This is a genomic window from Methylobacter sp. (assembly GCF_004322395.1).
Lineage (GTDB): Bacteria > Pseudomonadota > Gammaproteobacteria > Methylococcales > Methylomonadaceae > Methylobacter_A.
Genome location: NZ_SCTW01000008.1, coordinates 81,896 through 102,027, shown reverse-complemented (window position 1 = coordinate 102,027; position 20,132 = coordinate 81,896). Strand labels below are relative to the sequence as shown.

Here is a 20,132-nt window from a genome sequence, read left to right as displayed (position 1 = left end):
TGGCCATTTTTACTGTTATTTTTATATTATCTGTTTGATAGGAAAGGCTTTAAGAGGCGGCTGGAAAGGTTTAAGCAAGACGGGTTTTTTAAATAAATTCTAAACGCACCAAGCGGTTATGCCGTCTGGTGCGTTGGTATTTCTTAATATCGCGGTACCGAACTATCGCAATCGCAAGACCAGGCATCAATTCCGCCGGTTAAATTTGAAACATTCTTAAATCCTGAATTAGCAAGATACATGCACGCTTGCCGGCTGCGTATGCCATGATGGCAAATTACCACTATTTCTTGTTGTGGATTCAGCTCAGCCAGTCTTTGCGGAATTTGATTAAGCGGAATTAAAACGCTGTTTTCTATGCGAGCATATTCAAACTCATTGGGTTCCCTGACATCCAGCAAAAACAGATGCGGTTCATTTTGAATTCTGGTTTTTAATTCTGTCGCTGATATTTGTCTTATGGACATGATTATCCTTTGTTATACCCAGAGGGCATAAGTTTCGTTTGAGCAGGCGAGCTGCTCAACTCAGCTTTAATAAATCTTTCTAAACGTTGCATGGCGGTAGCCATTCTATCTATAGACGTTGTATAAGCAAAACGGATGTAGTGGTTAGCTTCATTTACTCCGAAATCCTTGCCCGGCGTTATCGCAACCCCTTCAGCTTCCAACAAATCCAAAGCAAATTGATAACTGTCATCGGTAAACTTTGAACAATCGGCATAAATATAAAAAGCACCGTCCGGTTTAATCGGGATTTTAAAGCCCAAATTCAGTAATGCGTCATAAAGGAAATCACGTCTGGCTTCAAATTCTGCACGCCTACGCTCAAGCTCGGTCAGCGTGAGCTCGTCAAATGCGGCTAATGCGGCATATTGCGAATGGGTTGCCGTGGCGATGAAGATATTCTGCGCCAACTTCTCGGTTACCTCGACAAATTCCTCCGGCACTATCAACCAGCCGACGCGCCAGCCGGTCATGCCAAAATATTTGGAAAAACTGTTGATCACAAACACATTGTCACTAAACGCCAGTGCCGTTTCAGCATTTTCACTATAAACCAATCCATGATAAATCTCATCGGAATAAAAGCAGCCACCTAACTTATTAACGGTGTGAATGGCTTGTTTTAATTGATCTGAAGCGATGATAGTGCCGGTAGGATTTGATGGCGACGCAATTAGCGCGCCTTTAGTGGTTTTAGTCCAATGCTGTTCTATGAGTGCTGCTGTCAGCTGATAACTGCTAGTGGCATCAACCGGAACGGTTCTGACATAGCCGTCAAATAATCTAACAAAATTGCTGTTACAGGGATAACAGGGATCCGCCATAAGCAGTTCTTCTGCTGGATTAAGGCTGCCCCCAAGCGCTAATAAAAATGCCCCTGAGGCTCCCGGCGTTACAAAAATACGCTCTTTGTCCACTTTTACCGAATAACGCTGCCGATAAAACTCGGAAATTTTTTCACGCAGCTCAGGCAATCCGGCTGCCGGAGTATATTTCACGTTACCGGTTTTAAGTTGATTAATACCGGCTTCAACAATGGCTTGCGGCGTAGCAAAATCAGGCTCACCTATTTCCATGTGAATAATATCCTTGCCCAACGCCTCCAATTGCTTCGCGCGTCGTAGTAACTCCATCACATAAAAGGGCGAAATCCCTTGAGTCCGTTTTGCCGGTTGTACGCTCATAATTTTGACACTCATAACAAAAGCATTAGATCATATCAATAAACCTTGCTATCCGGTTGCTATTCTGCTAAAAATGCGCGGTTTTATTTAATCTTGTCTTAGGAGTTAATGGATGACCGATAGTTCTAAAACTGGCGCATCACCTTTCAGTTTTAAGCCTTATCAAGAAAAAGAAGGCGAAGAATATATGAATAATGCTCAATTAAATCATTTTGAGGCTATTCTTAAAAACTGGAAAAGCGAATTAATGCACGAAGTAGATCGAACCGTGCATCATATGCAAGACGATGCATCTAATTTTCCTGACCCTAATGATCGAGCGTCCCAGGAATCAGAATTCAGTCTGGAATTAAGAACGCGTGATCGTGAACGACGGCTAATCAAGAAAATCGATGAATCTCTTAAAGAAATCGAGTCAGGGAATTACGGCTTTTGTGAGTCTTGCGGGATTGAAATCGGCATACGCCGCCTGGAAGCCAGACCCACTGCCAGTCTGTGTATCGATTGTAAAACACTTGATGAAATTCGCGAAAAACAAATGGGTTAAGTCTGGATAAACGCCCCACTATTGGCCGGTTCGCACCTTCGCCCACCGGCCCTTTACACCTCGGTTCCCTTTACACGGCTCTTGCCGGTTTTCTGCAAGCACGTTCACAACAAGGCTTGTGGTTGCTACGCATTGATGATCTCGACACTCCCAGAAATGTAAAAGGCTCTGTTGACGTCATCTTAAAAACTTTGGACACTTTTGGCCTGCATTGGGACGGTAGTGTTTATTATCAAAGTCGGCATATCGACATTTATAACGATGCTATTAACAAGTTACAAAGCAATAAGCTTATCTACCCATGCACCTGCAGCAGAAAGACGCTGACTACCAGCGATAGAGCACACGCGTCGCCCGATATATACCCAGGCATTTGCCGAGACCGGCAAACTCCGTCTGACAGCCCTTATGCGCTACGCATTAAAACCGATAACCGCATCATTGAATTTCAGGATGAACTGCAGGGTCTGATTTCCCATAACCTTGCCGAGCGAGACGGCGATTTTATCGTGAAGCGCAAAGACGGAATTATTGCCTATCAATTTGCAGTGGTCATTGACGATGATCTGCAACAGGTTAATCATATCGTCCGCGGTTTTGATCTACTGGAGGAGACGCCTAAACAGATTTACCTGCAACAACTGCTGGGTCTTTCCACGCCCGGTTACATGCACGTTCCCGTCATTGTTGACGAACAAGGCAATAAGCTCAGCAAACAGACACGGGCTACGGCGGTTGATTTAAACTCGCCGCGCCGCGTCATTTTTGAATTGTTAGTGTTATTAAGGCAAGCCCCGCCGATTGAGTTGCAACAAGCTCCTGTAACTGAACAACTTAGCTGGGCGATTGAGCACTGGAATCCTGATTTGTTAAAAAAGGCTCATGCCGTTAGTTGCGATTAACTTAAATAATACGGCTTTCTTACTGATTATCGCAGATATGACCGGGCTTTTGTTGGTCGCTAGTTTGAGCGATTATCTTTGGCATCATGTTCTTCATGCCTTCTCCACACTTTTTCATTTCCTGCATGGCCTTGTTGCTTGAGACCTCTTTGCCGAAAGCCATCGCCACTTTCATCGCTTCGTCCCGTTTGCCGCTGGCGCAAAGGGCTTGAGTTTCGGACTGCATTTGTTGTGCACGTTGTTCAAAAGCTTGCATTTCAGCTTGATCAATATTTTGCATACAGGTCTGCATGCCCTGTGCCTGCTGCATCATTTGCTGCATTTGTTCTTCGCTCATTCCGCCCATATTCTCTGCAAGCACAGATAGAGGTAACCACAACATAAAAAAAACGATAGTCTGTTTCATAATTATCACTCTCAAAAATTAATTGGTTTAATGCACGAATGAACCATAGCATGTAAGGATGAGCTTGGCGAATTTCATAACAGTGTAGAAGCGTTATTAGCCGGACAATAGTCTGTTGCTCTGCCCGCAAGGATTACATAGAGTGGCGATGTCAAAATATTTGAAGCGGGATTGCCGAGCCAAGTTTCGCGCAGGAGCTCGTCTTCACCATTTAACAGCCGCTGGAAAATCCGCGCTGCTTTGGTAAGCGCTACAAGCAATGCAGATGATCCTGCAAAATTGCTCAACAGGTTAAAAGCCAGCGAAACTCCCTACTGATCCGCTGGCGAATATCGGTTTGTGGCGATAAATTGCCAAGGTAAAAAACACGTTCCGCCGATAATTGCCGATGGGCAACTTTTAAAAATCGGCTTAGCGCACGTCATTTATTAGTTTTTGGAGCGAGCCCTACTTTTACTGGCGGCAGCGTGGTGACTTTTATCGGCGCTAGCTCGGTAACTTTTATTGGCGGTAGCTCGGTAACAGCAATACCGGCATCAAGTTTCACTTCGAGCGGTTTTTCGATAGCTAGAGAAATAGGTTTATCCGTTGCAATATTCAAGTTCACATTGAGCGGGCAGCCTGATAATGTAAAAGCCATTGAGGTAAGGACTACAACTTTCTGTGTAAAAAATACTTGAAGAATCTTATTCATATGATCATCTCCTATTTAGTTTCAGAAAATTTGATCTTATTCCTAAAGAAGATGCTTTGCCAGAGTGGAAACACCTGTTCTTCCTATCACTCGAACCGGCTTATTCCGGCCTACAGGGCTATATTATTTTAACAATACCGCTCCGCTTAAGTAATTCAAGCTCATTTTTCAATCTTTCAATTTCTTGGTTTGCGTTTGTATATTTTTCTGTTGTCACTCGTAAACGGTAAGCTAATATTTCTGCAAACATATGGTAAATAGCCGCATGAAATGAATTTTTACCTTCATCGTCAATACTGTCTAAATATTCAGCATCAATTACCAAACATGATGTCTCTGACACAGCAGATACTGTCGCAGACCGTGGCTCCTCACCTAGTAAGCTCATCTCGCCAAAAATATCACCAGTTCTTTTTAGATTTAAAATTATTTTATTGTTTTTTGAAATTGTGACGCCGCCAGAAATTAATAAATACATACTCTTTTCATATGCACCTTCCTCAATAATCGTTTCGGAGGTTGAAAATGTGCGTAACTTAGTTAAACGCAGCATGTTTTTGAGGTTTTCATCTTTAAATGGTTTAAAAGCTGGAATTTGTTTTAATATTTCGACAAGTTGGTCATTGTCTTCAAGGTATAACGATTCTCTCATAATACTATTTTGCCCAAAGAAATCATTTCCTGGATTTTCTTCTATTTAATCTTTGTTGTCGAACGTTAAGTAGACACTTTTCATATGTATAACATAATCCAAATAAGCCGTTAGACCCTACAAAATAATCCGTCTTACAAGCGTTACAGCTCTTGGGCGGTGTTTGCCGGAAACACATGTTCTCGCTGTCGCTCGAACCGGCTTATTCCGGCCTACGGGACTGCGCGGCTTCGAGCATGTGCTCTAAGTAGTCAGGAAGACGGCTTTCATTCATATCATCCGAGCCTCCGCCAGGAGTAGGCCGGAATAAGGCCATCCAAGCGCATAGCGCGAGGTGGCGTTTCCGGCGAGTTGGGTAGTATTTGCCGGAAACACCAGTTCTCGCTGCCGCTCGAACTGGCTTATTCCGGCCTACGGGACTACAGCGTTACAGCGTTCACTTGCCAAATGCCTGTTGCACAAACTTTAGAGTCTGTTCGTGCCGTAGTTTGCAAACGACGTTCTGATTAGCGAACACGCCAGCAAATGTTTTCGCCTGTGTCTTAGGCAAAGTCTTGATCCACTTTACGCCGACAATCCATTCGGATAATTCTTCGTCGTCGGAGTTCTCGCCGGGCCGCGCAGCCTTTAGACCTGCGTCCAATAGAGGTGCGTTACTATCCGGTGCGATAAAATCGCGGATCATCACGGCGGGACTTGTAACCTCACCGAAGCCGACATAGCCAAGCCCCTTCATGTAGGCGTAGATCTTGTCACCGGTCGATAGGCGATGCAGTGCGGATGAATAACGTTTACCTTGACCGGCACCGATGAAACCAAACTTCAGGTTATCTTCCCATGTGCGATGTGGGCCTTCGCCAACGTTCACGAACCAGTACCCTGTCCATTCCCCAGGCGCTGACGTGACTTTCCGCTGTTTTATCTCCTTTCGTTCAATGTAGTCCTTGGCTTCTGGGAGCGGAATGATAGTTTCTGGCTTGATGAATAAGCCTCCATCAGCATCGACATAAGGCGCGAGTCTTGTGCATTGAATATCGATCCCGAATTCTCGCAACCACAGAATGGCCGATATCACTTCAGAGTTAAATTCTCTCGATGCGAGGATGATGCGCTGTCTAGAATTCAGTGATTCTATGTCTCCGTCAATGAACTCCTCAATGCCCTTAGACGCATCAGCTTCTGTTTTGTCCAAGTATGTGGCGAATTGTTTAAATATCTCTTCGGGAAGGAAGCTGGAACAATATGATGCATACTTTATAGCTTGCCACTCAACTGACGATCCGGAGTCGTCGCGCTTCAGCTCTACAATCACCAGCGTTGCGGCTTTGTCCACACACAGCAGGTCTAGCCGTTTACCCGAGGGTAAGATAACCTCCTTGCCAATTACAAGCAGTTCTTCGCCGAGAATGGTTGGTGACTTCTCGATCCATTCTTGAATGTCGAAACGCTCTCTCAGACCCAACTCCGAGAAGCTCGTGAGTTTTAACTCGATAAGCTGTTTGTTGATTACGTCCACCTTAAACATGATGCAAACTCCCGTAAAACCTAACGTTAATTAGGCACCTTTTCAGGTATATATTAATTTTCAATCACAGATGTATAACGCAACCTCTGCGATCCGTTAGGCAAGATATTCTGAATATTGAAACGTTGATAACAACCTTTTATGCAAACCAAAATACCTCTTTAAAACTCTTTGATTTAGCCTAACCGGAATAAAATTAACCAACAACCCGACCAATCAACTCCCCCAACTTAACCTTTTTCCCCGTTTTAAACTCGGCATCCCACTGCGCCTTATCCTTACCAAACAAAACAATAATCGTAGATCCCATATTAAATCGTCCCATTTCTTCGCCGATTTTCAGCGTAGGGGCATCATCACCATACTGCCAATTTTGCACTGAAGTAATGCTCGGCGGCGTCACTACGCCATGCCAGACGGTTTCCACGCTGGACACGAAGATTGCGCCGACCAGTATCAAAGCCATCGGGCCGACTTCGGTATCAAAAATGGCTGCTACGCGCTCGTTTCTGGCGAATAATCCCGGAACGGAATTGGTGGTAGCGGCATTGACGCTGAACAAACGGCCGGGGATATGTACCATTTCCCTTAAGGTGCCGGTCAACGGCATGTGTAGGCGATGATAGTCTTTGGGTGACAGATAGATGGTGGTAAATATGCCGTTATTAAAAGGCTCGGCGCGTGCTGTATCGCCGCCCAGCAAATCGGTTGCGGTAAAGCTTTTGCCTTTGGCTTGGAAGATTTGCCCGTCGGTGATGTCTCCGGCTTGACTGACTGCACCATCGGCAGGGCAGGCGATAGCATTTCTTTCAGTGCTAAACGATCTAACGCCGGGTTTTAGTTTACGGGTGAAAAAGTGGTTAAAGCTTTGGTATGCATTGATGTCCTGCTCCAACGCTTCGTCCATGTTGACGCCGTAATGCTTGATGATCTGCCTGATAAACAGGTTTTTCCAGGCCTTGTTTTCGCAGTGGGTTAACTTGCTCATTATGCTGGACAGGGTGTGATGAGGCAGAGCGTATTGGGGCAGGGTGGTCAGGGCTTCTTTAAAGTTCATGGCTTATAATTGTCGGGTGTTTTGCCGCTTAAGAAATACGCGAACGCGATAATTTCCGCGACGGCGACATAGAGTTCATTGGGGATTTCATCGCCTAACGGGATTTGAGCCAGGATTCTTGCCAGTTCCGGCTCGGTTTGTAGCGGTATTCCGTGGTGTTCGGCGATTTGCAGGATTTGTTCTGCGGTAAGACCTGATCCTTTGGCGGTAACCTTGGGCGCGTTTTTGCCGTCGTATTTTAATGCGACGGCAATGTCCGAGGTGTAGTAGGTCTTAGGCATAATGAAGGTAATTACCGAAAAAGAACGGTATCCACGAAAATCACGAAAGGCACGAAAAATACAATATGTTCGTGTTTTTTGTGTTTTTCGTGGACGATTCTTTTTGGTGGATTCATTATTAAACGATTTAAGGCAGCGTAACCAGTTCCGGCGCTTGCCAGTTTGGGTTTCTGTGTTCGACAACGACGGTAGTGTAGATGCCGCCGCGCACATTAAACTCGGCGCGGATACGCATGAAGTTAGGCGCTATGGCTTTAACGATGTCATTAAGGATTTCGTTAGTGACGGCTTCATGGAATGCGCCTTGCTCCCTGAATGCCCACATGTACAATTTAAGCGCTTTGAGTTCTACGCACAGCGCTCCCGGTACGTATTCGATTTGGATCGTGGCGAAGTCGGGTTGACCTGTTTTTGGACACAAGCAGGTGAACTCGGGTATATCGATGCGGATCGTGTAATCACGGCCTGGTTGCGGATTGTCGAAAGTTTCCAGGTCTTTGCTTGGTTGTGTTGTCATTTTGGGCTTATATAGAAAGAAGATGTGCAAAAAAAGTCGATACTCGGCTAATTATCGTTAATAATAGGCCGTTATTTTAATTCAACTGTTGGGATATTCATACCAGTACTATGAAACTGGAAAAAATCAAGCTTTCGGGTTTCAAATCCTTTGTTGATCAAACAGTCATACCGATTAGCGGTAATCTGACTGCCATCGTCGGGCCTAACGGCTGCGGCAAATCCAATATTATCGATGCTGTGCGCTGGGTGATGGGCGAAAGCTCCGCCAAGCATTTGCGCGGCGGCAGTATGGCCGACGTGATCTTTAACGGTTCATCGGGACGCAAACCGGTCAGCACGGCTTCCGTCGAGTTGGTTTTCAATAATAGCGAAGGTAAGCTGGGCGGCGAATATTCGCAGTACGATACTATTGCGATTAAGCGGCAGGTCAGCCGCGACGGTACATCGGTGTTTATGCTGAATGGGTCGCGCTGCCGCCGTAAAGATATTACCGACATTTTTCTGGGCACCGGTTTAGGGTCAAGAAGTTATGCGATCATCGAGCAGGGCACGATTTCCCGTATGGTCGAAGCCAAGCCGGAGGATTTAAGAGTTCATATCGAAGAAGCCGCGGGCGTATCTAAATACAAAGAACGCCGTAGTGAAACCGAAACCCGGATGAAGCATACCCGTGAGAATCTGGAGCGGCTTGACGATTTGCGCGACGAAGTTGAAAAGCAAATCAGGCATCTGCAAAAACAAGCCGAAAAAGCCGAAAAATATACCGAGCTTAAAAAGCAGGAACGCCAGTATCGGCTGGAACTGCTGGCAATGCGCTGGAACACTTATCATCAGGCCGCGAAGCAACTGGATGAAAAATTGCAGGAAGTAGCTCATGAGCATAACCGCTTGTTTGTCGAGCTGCGGGACATCGATAACAACATCGAAGCCAAGCGCGCCGAGCATAAAACCCAGCAGCAACAAACCAACAATTTTCAGGGCGATTACTACCAGATTGTCGCCGAAGTCAGCGGCCTTGAACAAACCATCAAACACAGCGAAAGCAGCCGCGAACAAACCGCCATTGAAATTAACCGTCTGCGTCAACAGGCAGCCGAGTCGTTAAAAGAACTCGAAGCCGATACGCAGCAATTGGAAGAAATCAGACAGTCTTTGTTTGAAGCGGAAGAAGCGTTAATTGTCGCCGAAGAAAGGCAGGAAGACGTTTTATATAACCAACAAGAAGTGCAGCAGCAAAAAAGTTCTTGGCAGGAGCAATGGGAAGCGTATCGCACGACCACCTCGAGCTATAAGGAACAGTCCGAAGTGCAGCGGGTAAAAACCGCGCAGTTGGAAAACCAGAATCGCCAGTTGCAAATCCGTCTGGATAAATTGCTCAGTGAGCGCGATGAGCTGGAATCCAGCGATTTGCAAAGCGAGATTGAATCGTTGGAAGCCGGCATCGAGATCATCGAGATGCAACGCGCCGAGTTTCATCAGCGGCTTGAAGATCTGCATCAGCAGATACGCGAACAGCGGCAACAGGTCAAACAGTACCATGACGATCTGCATACCCGCCGTTCGGAAATGCAAAGCGTCAAAGGAAAAATCACTTCGTTGGAATTATTGCAGCAGCATGCGATGGGTAAGGACAATAAACACCTGAGCGCGTGGTTGGAGTCCGTGGATTTGGTTGAAAATCGGCGGCTTGCCGAGTTTCTGGACGTGCAAGCAGGTTGGGACACTGCAATTGAAACGGTTTTGGGCAGTTATCTTGAGGCGATTTGTTTAGAAAGCGCCGATCAGATTATTCCGGGCTTGCAGCGTTTGACGGATGAATCGTTGATGCTGGTTGAGACTGGCGTCGGCTTGAGCAGCGCAAAGCCCTCTCCAGAGGGAGAGGGTTGGGTGAGGGGAAATCAAAATAAGGAAGAAAACTTATTTGAATCCCCTCATCCCGGTCTTCTCCCTGAGGGAGAAGGAGCACATGCTCCGAAGCTGCTGGACAAAGTAAAAGCGCCATGGGATTTGAGCAACTTACTGGCCGGAGTCTACTGCGTCGAGGATGCGGAAACAGCAAGAACTTTATCCGCCCAATTAAAGCCCCATGAATCGGTCATCACCCTGGACGGCACTTGGTTCGGCTCAGGCTGGATAAAAATAATCCGTGCCAAAGACAGTAAAACCGGCGTGTTGCAGCGCGAAAAAGAATTGCGTCTGTTAAAACAGCGGCAGGAAGATCTACACGTCGAAATTGAAACATTTGAAGACCAGCTTGAAACAGCCGAAACCGGCTTGAAAGACGCAGAAGCCACGCGTGAATCGATACAGCAACAAGACAAAAGCCTGGGCGCTGAACTGTCGGTAAAAAGCGCTGAATTTAGCGCGCGTTCGGCCAAGCTGGAACATCAGCAGCGCCGTCTGGAACAGGTCAGTAACGATATTGAAGAGATAAGCCGAGAAACCGCTGAAAATGCCGAGACTATCGCCGAGTCGCAAATGTTGCAGGAACAGGCCGAACAGATCATGGCCGAGCAGGAGCAAAAAAAGCAAACTCTGGAAGCATCGAACCAGGACTTGCAATCGCAGCAACAGCGTATCGATCAATCCGCCAATGAAGCCAGGCAACAAGTGTTCAGTCTGAAGTCGCAGATCGAGTCGTTACGGTCATCCGAAACATTAACCGGCAAACAGCTGGAGCGGTTACAACTGCAACATCAACAATCGATTGAACGCATCGCGGAGCTGGAGCTTAACCTGAACCAAACGCTGACGCCGATGGATCAAGAGAAAAAGCAGCTGGAGCAGATGCTTCTCGATAAGGAACAACTGGAAATACGCCTGAAAAAACAGCGCCAGCTTCAGGAAGACCTTGAAGCTGAGATAACCCAGCTATCCGAAGAACATATCCGGGTTCAACGGGCTTTGGAAAAGCAAAAAGAAGCGCTGGATACGATTCGTTTTGAGCTACAGGAAAGCAAGGTTCGCCAGCAAACCGTCAACGAGCAGCTTAAAGAAATCGACGCCGATGTCGAGACGGTGCTGCAAAACTTGCCGGAACAGGCCGAGGAACACAGCTGGAAAAGAACGGTAGACGATTTATTGGCTCAAATCGAAAGATTAGGTACTATTAACCTGACTGCGATAGAGGAATTCAAGGCGCAGTCCGAGCGGATGGAGTTTCTTAACGAACAACATGCCGATTTAATCGAGGCCTTGCAGACCCTGGATCAGGCGATCAGTCAGATTGATAAAGAAAGTCGGCTGCGTTTTAGGGAAACATTCGATAAAATAAACTCTGGTTTGCAGGAGAAATTTCCCAAGTTATTCGGCGGCGGTCATGCTTATTTGGAATTGACCGAGCAAGACGAGCTGGAATCGGGCGTAAATATTATTGCCAGACCTCCCGGTAAGAAGAATAGCTCGATACATTTATTGTCAGGTGGAGAGAAAGCATTAACAGCGGTAGCCTTGGTATTCTCGATTTTCGAGCTCAATCCGGCGCCTTTTTGTTTGCTGGACGAGGTCGATGCTCCGTTGGATGATGCAAACGTTGGACGGTTTTCAAAAATGGTCGAAGAAATGTCGGCATCGGTACAGTTTTTGTATATATCCCATAACAAAGTGACGATGGAAATTGCAAAACAGCTGGCAGGTGTTACTATGAAAGAGCCGGGCGTGTCCCGGATGGTCGCAGTTGATATTGAAGAAGCAGTGAGTCTGGCGGAAATGTGATGGATAAAGAAATCTTAAGAATTGTAATTATTGCAACCGGCATGGTTGTAGTCATTGGCATGTTAGTCTGGGCTTATATAAAAGATAAGAAAGCGCAGCAAGATATGGAATTTTACGGTGACGATGAGAATGACTATGCCGATGATTCCATCATGGAGAGAAGGGGCGAGTTTGATGTTATTCCAGTAGGAGCGGCTAGAAGTAATGCCGGTGCTCAGCATAATCATGACAGATCGGATCGATATTATGATGAAGATGCTGACGACGACTACTATGAGCATGATGACGACGTAGATCCGCCGCCACGCGCAGCCGCACCGGCGATTATCCAGTTCAGCATTATCACTAGGACGGACGATGATTTTAACGGCGCCGATTTGGTTGAAGCCTTTGAAATGGTCGGGCTGGAATACGGCAGTTTGAAAATTTTCGAGCGCCTGGACGATAACCGGCTTGTCGATTTTGGTGTGGCTTGTATTGTAGAGCCGGGCACTTTCCCGGATAAGGACTTAGACCAGTTTTACTGCCCCGGCATCGTATTTTTTATGCAACCCGAAGCGTTGGACGATGCACCGGCCGTTTTTGAAGACTATATAGAAACAATTAACTTGCTGGCCGCTAAATTGGACGGCGTGGTACTTGATCATAGAAGACAGCCGTTGACTGAAGCGACTATTCAATCCATTCGGCAGAGTTTGTAAATAGCCGACTATGCGATGACTGAAAAGTTGCCGCCACGAAGAACACGAAGTTTCACCGTTTATCTTGCGCTAGTTCCCAAGCTCTAGCTCTCGTCGTTATACACAAGTATTTAAAAGCACGTCATTCCGGCAGGGATTGCCGGAATCCAGAGTACAGGGATGTGAATGCCTGATTTAACTAAGCAATCCCGCGTTGCAAGGCTTGTGCCTGCTTCGATATTGCCATCCATGGGCTTCTGGATCCCGGCAATCCCTGCCGGGATGACGAAAATCGTCGTGTCCCCAGACACTTGTGTATAGCGACGAGAGCTAGAGCTTGGGAACTAGCGCATCCAGCGCAGTCCTTAATTTCTGTTTAGATTACTTACGATGCCATCCCTCAGCAATACGCAATTAGAGCTTCTTAAAGAAGCCGACCTTGAACCGATCCACTTATCCCCAGAGCTTATCGCTCAAATCGCAACACAGGCTAACCCCCAGCAGCTAAGCGACGAGCAGCTGCTTGAGTTTTTGCAAATATGCAATGCCCTGTATCGTAGCGGCGAGCCGCTTATTTCCGATGCGGAATATGACTTTATTTTCCTGGCTGAACTGCAAAAGCGTCACCCTCATCACCCTTATTTAGAAACCGTCGAACCGGAAGTTATCGCGGTCGGCAAAACCGTCGCGTTGCCGGAGCCTATGCTGTCAACAGAAAAAGCTTATACACGGAGCAGTATTGAAAAATGGCTGTCCAGGCTGGAAAAAGCCGCCAATGAATGTGACGTGGATTTTTCCACATTGATAATCCGGGCCACGCCCAAGCTGGACGGCTATGCGGCATACGATGACGGAAAAATACTGTATACACGCGGAGATGGCCGCAAAGGCACCGATATTAGCCGGGTTTTCGAGCGCGGTTTGATAGTTGGCGGCAATGGCAAGCGGGGGCAGGGCGCAGGTGAAATCGTAGTCAGCCAGACTTATTTCAACACTTATCTGGCTGAATATTTCGAAAACTCTCGAAATTTTCAGGCCAGCATTATTAAAGAAAAAGAGCTGGAACAGCACGCTTTAGAAGCCATACAAAATCATGCGGCGGTTTTTTATCCATTCTCCCAATTGCCTGCGTGGCAAGGCACTGCCGTTGAAGTGCTGACCGATTTCGACCACGTTATCGAAACCGTCTACAAACTGGTCGATTACGATGTAGACGGCGTCGTTTTTGAACTGGTGGGTAATGACCGCATAAAACAGCATTTGGGTGCAACGCGGCACCATCACCGCTGGCAGATTGCCTACAAAAACAATGTAGAAACCGCCGAAGTTGTAGTATTGAAAGTTACCCCGCAAACCTCCCGTTCCGGACGGGTCAATCCGGTTGCCGAGCTTACGCCGACCAAACTCAGCGGTGCGATGATTTCCAGGGCGACCGCTCATCACTACGGCATGGTCAAAAAGCTGGGCATCGGTGCCGGCACGTTAATTGAATTAACACGCTCAGGCTTGGTCATACCTAAGATCGAGCGGGTCATTATTCCGAAAGAGCCGCAGATTCCCGAACATTGTCCCAGTTGCGGCAGTGAGCTGGTTTGGGACAGCGATTACCTTTATTGCTTAAACACCACAAAATGTTCCGCACAAATTGAAAACACCATCGAGCATTTTTTCAGAACCTTGGCGAATGTCGACGGTTTCGGATTAAAGACAGTAGAAAAACTTCATGCTTTCGGCGTCAACTCGATTTCTGCCGTTTACCAGCTGAGCATAGAGCAATTGCAGGCCATGGGCTTTGGCGACAAAACCTCGCAAAACCTGTTGGATCAATTGCACCGCAGCAGAACCGAAGCCATAGAAGACTGGCGATTCTTAGGCGCTTTCGGTATCTACCGGATGGGCCTAGGCAATTGCGAGCGCCTGCTGCAACATCATCGTTTGCTGGACATCTTCAACCTGACCGTTGAAGACGTGATGAATATCGAAGGCTTTGCCGATAAAACCAGCGCCGCCGTGGTTGAGTGTCTGGCAAAAATAAAAACCGATTTTATGCAAATCTATCAGTTGGGTTTTAATTTAATCCCAACGCCGTTGATTTCTGAACAGCAGCAAAACATTAGCCCGATTTTCGGCAAAACTATCGTTTTTACCGGCACCATGGTTCATGGCAAACGTGATGACATGAGTAAGGAAGCTAAACGCTTGGGTGCAAAAGTGGGCGCATCAGTCACCGGGAAGACCGATTTTCTGGTTACCGGTTCCGATGTGGGTGCTGCCAAAATCGCTGCTGCCACGGAAAAGGGAGTAAAGGTGATTAGTGAGGAGGAGTATTTGGCAATGATGGGTATGCAGGAATAGATATTTGCTTCTCGGCAATTGCCCCTGCATTACTCTACTACAGGCAACACGCGTCTAATTTGTGTGTCTGATTATAATTAGCATTAAGCACTAAAGGAGAGATTCATTGGAAGCAATTACTTGGAATATTGTCATCGGGGTAGTAACAGGTTTAATTACTGCATCCGTCTTACTTATTTTTAAAAGCATTTTTATGAATAGTTTTGTACCTTGGTATAGACAGATTATGTTTAAGGGGCTGAATTTGAGTGGTAGCTGGCATTCAGCTGTAAATGGACAGAAAATGCTTTTAGAGATCAAACAATCTTGTGAAAAGTTGAGCGGGAAAGCTACTGTGCATTTAATGAAAAATGATTTTCACGAGTCTGAAAGACACGGTTTACATTTGGACGACATAAGAACGTTCGATGTAATTGGTGAGGTATCTGAGCGATTTGTTTCTTTAAGGCTGAAACATACCGATACAACTCGTATTGGAATTGTTACCTTTCTTCTTCAAATAGATGGCGATGGTACGAGGATGTCGGGCCAAGGTTGTTGGTACGCACCTTTGACATCTAAAATTGCATCTGGAGAACGAGTGTTTTATAGAGATGAGGCTAGAGCGACTAAAGTCAGCCAAAAACAAACCATAGAAGAAAATACAGAAGTTAATCTCAATTCTGAGTTTGAGTTTGAGTCTGAAACAAACTAATCCAAGCGGGATGGGGTTTGTAACCTATATGCATCAAGCTAAGCAAAAAAGTCAGTATAACCAATCAGTAAGGTGTAAGTTTGTGATTAATAAACCATGAAGAACATGAAGGACACGAAGTTTTACCCTCGTTTTTTTTCGGAAACCGCTCCATACGCCGCCTAAAGCGCCTACTGTTGGTGCTCTACCTCCTACATCCAAGTCGTTCATGAACTTCATGTTCTTCATAGTTTTATGTCTTAGCTTGATGCATATGGGTTTGTAACCCCGTCTCTAACGTTTTTAAAATGTCTGAGCAAAGAAGTTACATTTAACCAACGCAAAACGTTTCGGACGGGGCAACATGCCCCGTCCGGCTGTGCAGGGCAGAATTGAATAAACCGGAGTTACTTGATATGTGGGAAAACAAAGATTTCCATAAAATTAAACCATTGGTATAAGGTGGCAACAATGATTGTGAATGTGCAAACTGCGCGTTATCTGGATGGTTATCGTCTTTGGTTGAAATTCAACACAGGCGAGTCGGGCGAGGTGGATTTGCAAGATATGATCTTTAAATATCAGGTTGCTGCACCGCTACGCGATATTGAATGTTTCAAAGCATTTAAACTCGATGATTGGCCTACTTTAGCTTGGGATTGCGGGTTCGATATATCACCGGAAACTTTGTATGAACGTGCCACTGGAAAAGTTATCGAATGGTTGCAACCAATTCGAGCATAATAACGCTGTAAGGCAGATTACCTGTAGACTGGTTGTGTTTCATTCTTCAACTTACCCTATTCGCTAAGATTGAAGCCAAATATGAACAATATTCTCTGCTGTGACCCAATATTCTCCAAAACTTTTCTGTCCGGCTTCCTGGTTTTTCAATGATTTTTTACGATTGACGAGAGTGGATTACTCCCGCCATAATCGAGTAAAAATGTATTAGACAGACCCAATCGCATTTATTATCGAAATTTATGACTAGCAGTTACTTCCGCAGCCAATGCCTCGCTATTCCTTATGCGCATGGGCGCATGCTGAATAGGATTGTCAGGTATCAACAAAAAAGGAAACCCACGTCATGAATGAAACAACAGACACAACCGAACGCCCGACCTCAATAACAGTCATCTGCGCAATTGGACTTATTGGCGCGCTAATGGCAGTGCCTTTGATTTTTTCACCGTTAGCGCAGCAAATCGGTTTTGGCTATCAATTATACATAGGCCTTTCATCCCTCATAGGACTCGTCTGTATGCTCGGGTTGTGGATGATGAGAAAATGGGCTGTTTATGCCTACATAGGTCTTGTAGCGCTTAACCAGATTGTTTTTCTCACGATGGGATTATGGAGTGCAATGGCACTGCTTGCGCCGGCAGTTGTTATTTTCTTTGCGTTCAAGCATGTTTCCGAAATGTCATGAGCAAGTAGGATAGGGTTAAACCGGCAATCGCAATATACCTCAAATCCTTGACGGGGTTTTATAGTTCCCACGCTCCGGCGCGGGAATGCAGTAGTAGACGCTCCAGCGTCCCGGAACTTTGCGCGGGTCGAGGCGTTTTCTGCTGGCGGTATTTCGCAACGGCTGGAGCGTGGGAACTATGTAAAACAATAATGGAACAACCAAAATAATAGATAGTAGCCTGGACGAAGTTTGCGGAACTTAGGATTACGCTTTCTGCCGCTTTCAACATATCAACGTTTTTAGGTTTTTGTACCTATTGTCATAATTAATAACAACTCTAAAATCCACTCAACGGCATTTTTTTATGCTCGATTCTAATGGGGAGGTTGGTATGCTTGCAAAAGCTATTCCCTAGTCCTTAATAACTACAAGAACATTGCCCGTATCAGCTCAATGCGAACCGCCGCCATAAGCCGCTATATTGTTTAAATTTCAGGTGGCTGTCTTCTAAGCAGATCGTTAGGCTTCTCAACACTTAGGAGTATACGCAATGAAGAAACTATCCCTTGTTCAGATTGCCTGCTTTTCGATATTGGAATTGTTGACTGTACCGGCAAATGCCGACCCATGTTATACGGAAATAAATAATGTTTGGACGCAGTTATCAAATGATACGCTTGAATCCTGTATTCGTGCTTTAAGGGCTGCAAAAGCCAACGGAAGCTCCACGGGCGCTGGGCGATGGGGCACTCACTCAGTAGTGGTTGAAATAAATGGGAATGCTTACGTGGATGGTCAGTATGTGGGTGTTGCACCTAATTCCCAGAAGGAAAGTACCGTTGCGCCTTTTAACAGATGGGAAGGGCAAGAGCAAAGCAACTGGAATTATTATCGCTATAATCAGCCAAAGTAAGACCTTTACCGCGAACGATGGGCTTGCTTAATGTTTTTGCGATGCCCGAGCTAAGCGTCTACACTTAACCAAAGCAAAATATTTCGGACAGAGTAATATGCTCCGTCCGGCGGTGGCTTTAATACGGCGGGATTTTGGTTTTTTCCACCGCTCGCTGCCGCATCCTAAAATGTCGGGCAACGAAAAGCTGTCGCCTAAAGCGCCTACTGTTGGTGTCCAACCTACACGACTGTTATATCTATGCTTAACTTCTACACCGAACTGAAACCTTTCACCGATTTTATTGATTTCACATGTCCTGAGCTTTATCGGCAAGCCCCCAGCGATTGGCTAGTGGTAATCACCGATGTGCGCGGTTCGACTGACGCCATCAAGGCCGGTCATTACAAATGTGTCAATATGGCGGGCGCGACGACCATAGTCGCATTAGCCAATGTTTTGGGTACTACCGATTTTCCGTTTGTGTTCGGTGGCGATGGCGCCACTGCATTGGTGCCATGTGAACGACGAGCCGAGATTGAGCGCGTGCTCAGCGCTGCTCGCGCCCATGCCAACGAGGCGTTCGGGCTCAAGCTTGTCACTGGATTGATTGAGCATAGCGAATTCATTGCGGCAGGGACTCCGATCAGCGTTGCCCGATTTCTTTTGCCAGGGGGACCTTCAATCGCCTTTTTTAGCGGCGAAGGACTCTCATCTGCAGAAAAGTGGGTCAAGTCCGGGCGCGGCGTTATCGCCGAGCATGCGCACCACGATGAGACCGATGCAATCAAAGGGCTTTCATGCCGCTGGGCGCCGCTAAAGAGCGCACGCGGCGCTATGCTGTCGATTCTCGTGCGTCCGTGCGAGAAGGGCGAACAGGCACTGGCAACGCTTCATCGGCTGCTTGCCGAGATTGAGACGATAGTCGATCTCGAAGCGCCCGAGGCCAATCCGATCAAGATACGCCAGCTTAGTGCCGAACGCATCTGGCGTGCGGCACGGGCTGAGGCGCGTATTCAAGGCCAACATCATTTTTTTCTCGCCATTTGCAAAATCGCTGCTGAAATGATTCTGGTACGTATCCTTTGTATACTGAAATTCAAGTTTGCGAATACCGATACCTCCAGATATATCGATTCGTTGCCGGCTCATTCCGATTTCAGGAAATTTGATGAAACACTACGTATGGTCATTGACTGTTCACCTGAGATGCAAACGGCTATACGCGCTTTACTCGAACGCGAGCGTGCAGCCGGAACGATTTACTTCGGGTTGCATGCTTCACCCACCGCGCTAATGACTTGTTTTCTGCGGCGACTTGAAGACGGGGGACACGTGCACTTCGTCGACGGCAACGATGGCGGCTATGCGATGGCCGCTGTAGAACTTAAGGCGCAGATTGCAGGCAAATTCTGATTTGTCTACGAGACGCGGATTAGCATGTCGACCGCATTGGGCCGCAAGGTCGATATAGTCATCGGTTTATCTTCATTGCTGCGGTACTGGAGAGTATCGAATATACCGAAGGTTACGATTTAACTGGATTTTTGGCTGATAGCAAAACGCACGCAATCTGGAAATCATCGATCAGCGCTTAAAGATTTCGGCATTGAAACTTTGTCGGCGGAACAGTCCACTATTCAAGATTTATCGTCGATAACATTTGCTGATATTGACGCATGGAGAATTTGAAGTGCGTCTCCAGCAATGCCTGCTCGTCAGGCGAGGCCGAACTCATGAGTTCTTGGACAAGCGCGCACATGCGTTGGACACGAAGGTCACTGCTGGGCGTGACATCATAAGCGCCGAGGGGTTCACTCGTTTGGCTCAACAGCATTGATCCCGATCCTGACAACAGCCAGTCGATTGAAACTCCATATTTGACGTGTAACTCTCGCAATAACTGCGCACCAATCGGCGTATCGTTCCAAATAAAATTAGTAATTGTCCGTTCTGATATTTTTGTTTTACTTGCAATATCAGCGGCTTTTAAACCAAGTGCATCCATAACCAGAAGAAGTCTCGTAATTTCAGGAGTTTTATTTTTTGATCTCCCTATTTTACGTGTTATTGTATTCATAAAGTTTCTTTTGATTCACAAGTTTTCTTTTGACTCATAAGTTTTCTTTTA

General features: G+C 46.3%; 20 protein-coding genes. 10 read left to right on the top strand and 10 right to left on the bottom strand.

Going from position 1 to position 20,132, the window contains the following annotated elements:
- Positions 1 to 143: 143 nt before the first annotated feature.
- Positions 144 to 467 carry a rhodanese-like domain-containing protein gene (locus tag EPO18_RS01105; RefSeq protein WP_292429312.1) on the bottom strand — a complete coding sequence of 108 codons (324 nt, stop codon included), beginning with the start codon at positions 465 to 467 and terminating at the stop codon, positions 144 to 146.
- A 2-nt stretch (positions 468 to 469) separates the two neighbouring features.
- On the bottom strand, positions 470 to 1,705 hold the full coding sequence (locus tag EPO18_RS01100) for a pyridoxal phosphate-dependent aminotransferase (protein ID WP_472850868.1): 1,236 nt from the start codon (positions 1,703 to 1,705) through the stop codon (positions 470 to 472).
- A 97-nt stretch (positions 1,706 to 1,802) separates the two neighbouring features.
- On the opposite strand from EPO18_RS01100, the gene dksA reads away from it, so the two are divergent.
- Together dksA and gluQRS are read left to right on the top strand one after the other, a co-directional pair.
- Positions 1,803 to 2,237 carry an RNA polymerase-binding protein DksA gene (gene dksA, locus EPO18_RS01095; protein WP_292429309.1) on the top strand — a complete coding sequence of 145 codons (435 nt, stop codon included), beginning with the start codon at positions 1,803 to 1,805 and terminating at the stop codon, positions 2,235 to 2,237.
- 2 nt (positions 2,238 to 2,239) lie between these two features.
- On the top strand, positions 2,240 to 3,139 hold the full coding sequence (gluQRS, locus tag EPO18_RS01090; RefSeq protein ID WP_292429437.1) for a tRNA glutamyl-Q(34) synthetase GluQRS: 900 nt from the start codon (positions 2,240 to 2,242) through the stop codon (positions 3,137 to 3,139).
- Between the two features lie 19 nt (positions 3,140 to 3,158).
- On the opposite strand, the gene EPO18_RS01085 is transcribed toward gluQRS, so the two are convergent.
- From EPO18_RS01085 to queF, 7 genes are all read right to left on the bottom strand, one after another.
- The gene (locus tag EPO18_RS01085; RefSeq protein ID WP_292429306.1) at positions 3,159 to 3,545 is read right to left on the bottom strand and encodes a hypothetical protein; all 387 of its coding nucleotides are present in this window, start codon (positions 3,543 to 3,545) and stop codon (positions 3,159 to 3,161) included.
- A gap of 421 nt (positions 3,546 to 3,966) precedes the next feature.
- Positions 3,967 to 4,239, bottom strand: coding sequence for a hypothetical protein (locus tag EPO18_RS01080; protein ID WP_292429304.1), 273 nt, complete (start codon positions 4,237 to 4,239; stop codon positions 3,967 to 3,969).
- 118 nt (positions 4,240 to 4,357) lie between these two features.
- A complete protein-coding gene (locus EPO18_RS01075) occupies positions 4,358 to 4,891 on the bottom strand; it encodes a Crp/Fnr family transcriptional regulator (RefSeq protein ID WP_292429302.1) in 534 nt (177 codons plus the stop codon).
- 436 nt (positions 4,892 to 5,327) lie between these two features.
- Positions 5,328 to 6,416, bottom strand: coding sequence for a PDDEXK family nuclease (locus EPO18_RS01070; protein ID WP_292429300.1), 1,089 nt, complete (start codon positions 6,414 to 6,416; stop codon positions 5,328 to 5,330).
- Positions 6,417 to 6,612: 196 nt separating this feature from the next.
- Positions 6,613 to 7,473, bottom strand: coding sequence for an archaetidylserine decarboxylase (asd, locus tag EPO18_RS01065; RefSeq protein ID WP_292429297.1), 861 nt, complete (start codon positions 7,471 to 7,473; stop codon positions 6,613 to 6,615).
- A complete protein-coding gene (locus tag EPO18_RS01060; RefSeq protein WP_292429295.1) occupies positions 7,470 to 7,754 on the bottom strand; it encodes an EscU/YscU/HrcU family type III secretion system export apparatus switch protein in 285 nt (94 codons plus the stop codon). Before EPO18_RS01060 ends, asd begins: the two co-directional genes overlap by 4 nt.
- Positions 7,755 to 7,881: 127 nt before the next feature.
- Positions 7,882 to 8,271 (bottom strand): preQ(1) synthase, encoded by a 390-nt coding sequence (gene queF, locus EPO18_RS01055; protein WP_292429293.1) that lies wholly within the window; start codon positions 8,269 to 8,271, stop codon positions 7,882 to 7,884.
- Positions 8,272 to 8,381: 110 nt separating this feature from the next.
- Between queF and smc the strand changes: the two genes are divergently transcribed.
- The 8 genes from smc to EPO18_RS01015 all read left to right on the top strand — a co-directional run bounded on the left by smc (position 8,382) and on the right by EPO18_RS01015 (position 19,417).
- A complete protein-coding gene (gene smc / locus EPO18_RS01050) occupies positions 8,382 to 11,987 on the top strand; it encodes a chromosome segregation protein SMC (protein ID WP_292429290.1) in 3,606 nt (1,201 codons plus the stop codon).
- A complete protein-coding gene (locus EPO18_RS01045; RefSeq protein ID WP_292429287.1) occupies positions 11,987 to 12,688 on the top strand; it encodes a cell division protein ZipA C-terminal FtsZ-binding domain-containing protein in 702 nt (233 codons plus the stop codon). Before smc ends, EPO18_RS01045 begins: the two co-directional genes overlap by 1 nt.
- A 369-nt stretch (positions 12,689 to 13,057) precedes the next feature.
- The gene (locus EPO18_RS01040) at positions 13,058 to 15,022 is read left to right on the top strand and encodes a helix-hairpin-helix domain-containing protein (protein WP_292429282.1); all 1,965 of its coding nucleotides are present in this window, start codon (positions 13,058 to 13,060) and stop codon (positions 15,020 to 15,022) included.
- Between the two features lie 106 nt (positions 15,023 to 15,128).
- On the top strand, positions 15,129 to 15,716 hold the full coding sequence (locus EPO18_RS01035) for a hypothetical protein (protein ID WP_292429280.1): 588 nt from the start codon (positions 15,129 to 15,131) through the stop codon (positions 15,714 to 15,716).
- A 450-nt stretch (positions 15,717 to 16,166) separates the two neighbouring features.
- On the top strand, positions 16,167 to 16,439 hold the full coding sequence (locus EPO18_RS01030) for a DUF2442 domain-containing protein (RefSeq protein WP_292429277.1): 273 nt from the start codon (positions 16,167 to 16,169) through the stop codon (positions 16,437 to 16,439).
- 346 nt (positions 16,440 to 16,785) lie between these two features.
- The gene (locus tag EPO18_RS01025) at positions 16,786 to 17,127 is read left to right on the top strand and encodes a hypothetical protein (protein ID WP_292429274.1); all 342 of its coding nucleotides are present in this window, start codon (positions 16,786 to 16,788) and stop codon (positions 17,125 to 17,127) included.
- A gap of 532 nt (positions 17,128 to 17,659) precedes the next feature.
- The gene (locus EPO18_RS01020; RefSeq protein WP_292429272.1) at positions 17,660 to 18,022 is read left to right on the top strand and encodes a hypothetical protein; all 363 of its coding nucleotides are present in this window, start codon (positions 17,660 to 17,662) and stop codon (positions 18,020 to 18,022) included.
- 240 nt (positions 18,023 to 18,262) lie between these two features.
- Positions 18,263 to 19,417 (top strand): DUF3095 family protein, encoded by a 1,155-nt coding sequence (locus EPO18_RS01015; protein ID WP_292429270.1) that lies wholly within the window; start codon positions 18,263 to 18,265, stop codon positions 19,415 to 19,417.
- A gap of 220 nt (positions 19,418 to 19,637) precedes the next feature.
- Here EPO18_RS01015 and EPO18_RS01010 read toward each other — a convergent pair whose 3' ends face one another.
- Complete coding sequence (locus tag EPO18_RS01010; protein ID WP_292429267.1) at positions 19,638 to 20,081, bottom strand: hypothetical protein; 444 nt, start codon at positions 20,079 to 20,081, stop codon at positions 19,638 to 19,640.
- Positions 20,082 to 20,132 lie beyond the last annotated feature (51 nt).

Coding starts and splice junctions, on each gene's coding strand:
- EPO18_RS01105 (WP_292429312.1), bottom strand. CDS start 467: ATGTCCATAAGACAAATATCAGCGACAGAATTAAAAACCAGAATTCAA.
- EPO18_RS01100 (WP_472850868.1), bottom strand. CDS start 1,705: ATGAGTGTCAAAATTATGAGCGTACAACCGGCAAAACGGACTCAAGGG.
- dksA (WP_292429309.1), top strand. CDS start 1,803: ATGACCGATAGTTCTAAAACTGGCGCATCACCTTTCAGTTTTAAGCCT.
- EPO18_RS01085 (WP_292429306.1), bottom strand. CDS start 3,545: ATGAAACAGACTATCGTTTTTTTTATGTTGTGGTTACCTCTATCTGTG.
- EPO18_RS01080 (WP_292429304.1), bottom strand. CDS start 4,239: ATGAATAAGATTCTTCAAGTATTTTTTACACAGAAAGTTGTAGTCCTT.
- EPO18_RS01075 (WP_292429302.1), bottom strand. CDS start 4,891: ATGAGAGAATCGTTATACCTTGAAGACAATGACCAACTTGTCGAAATA.
- EPO18_RS01070 (WP_292429300.1), bottom strand. CDS start 6,416: ATGTTTAAGGTGGACGTAATCAACAAACAGCTTATCGAGTTAAAACTC.
- asd (WP_292429297.1), bottom strand. CDS start 7,473: ATGAACTTTAAAGAAGCCCTGACCACCCTGCCCCAATACGCTCTGCCT.
- EPO18_RS01060 (WP_292429295.1), bottom strand. CDS start 7,754: ATGCCTAAGACCTACTACACCTCGGACATTGCCGTCGCATTAAAATAC.
- queF (WP_292429293.1), bottom strand. CDS start 8,271: ATGACAACACAACCAAGCAAAGACCTGGAAACTTTCGACAATCCGCAA.
- smc (WP_292429290.1), top strand. CDS start 8,382: ATGAAACTGGAAAAAATCAAGCTTTCGGGTTTCAAATCCTTTGTTGAT.
- EPO18_RS01045 (WP_292429287.1), top strand. CDS start 11,987: ATGGATAAAGAAATCTTAAGAATTGTAATTATTGCAACCGGCATGGTT.
- EPO18_RS01040 (WP_292429282.1), top strand. CDS start 13,058: ATGCCATCCCTCAGCAATACGCAATTAGAGCTTCTTAAAGAAGCCGAC.
- EPO18_RS01030 (WP_292429277.1), top strand. CDS start 16,167: ATGATTGTGAATGTGCAAACTGCGCGTTATCTGGATGGTTATCGTCTT.
- EPO18_RS01025 (WP_292429274.1), top strand. CDS start 16,786: ATGAATGAAACAACAGACACAACCGAACGCCCGACCTCAATAACAGTC.
- EPO18_RS01020 (WP_292429272.1), top strand. CDS start 17,660: ATGAAGAAACTATCCCTTGTTCAGATTGCCTGCTTTTCGATATTGGAA.
- EPO18_RS01015 (WP_292429270.1), top strand. CDS start 18,263: ATGCTTAACTTCTACACCGAACTGAAACCTTTCACCGATTTTATTGAT.
- EPO18_RS01010 (WP_292429267.1), bottom strand. CDS start 20,081: ATGAATACAATAACACGTAAAATAGGGAGATCAAAAAATAAAACTCCT.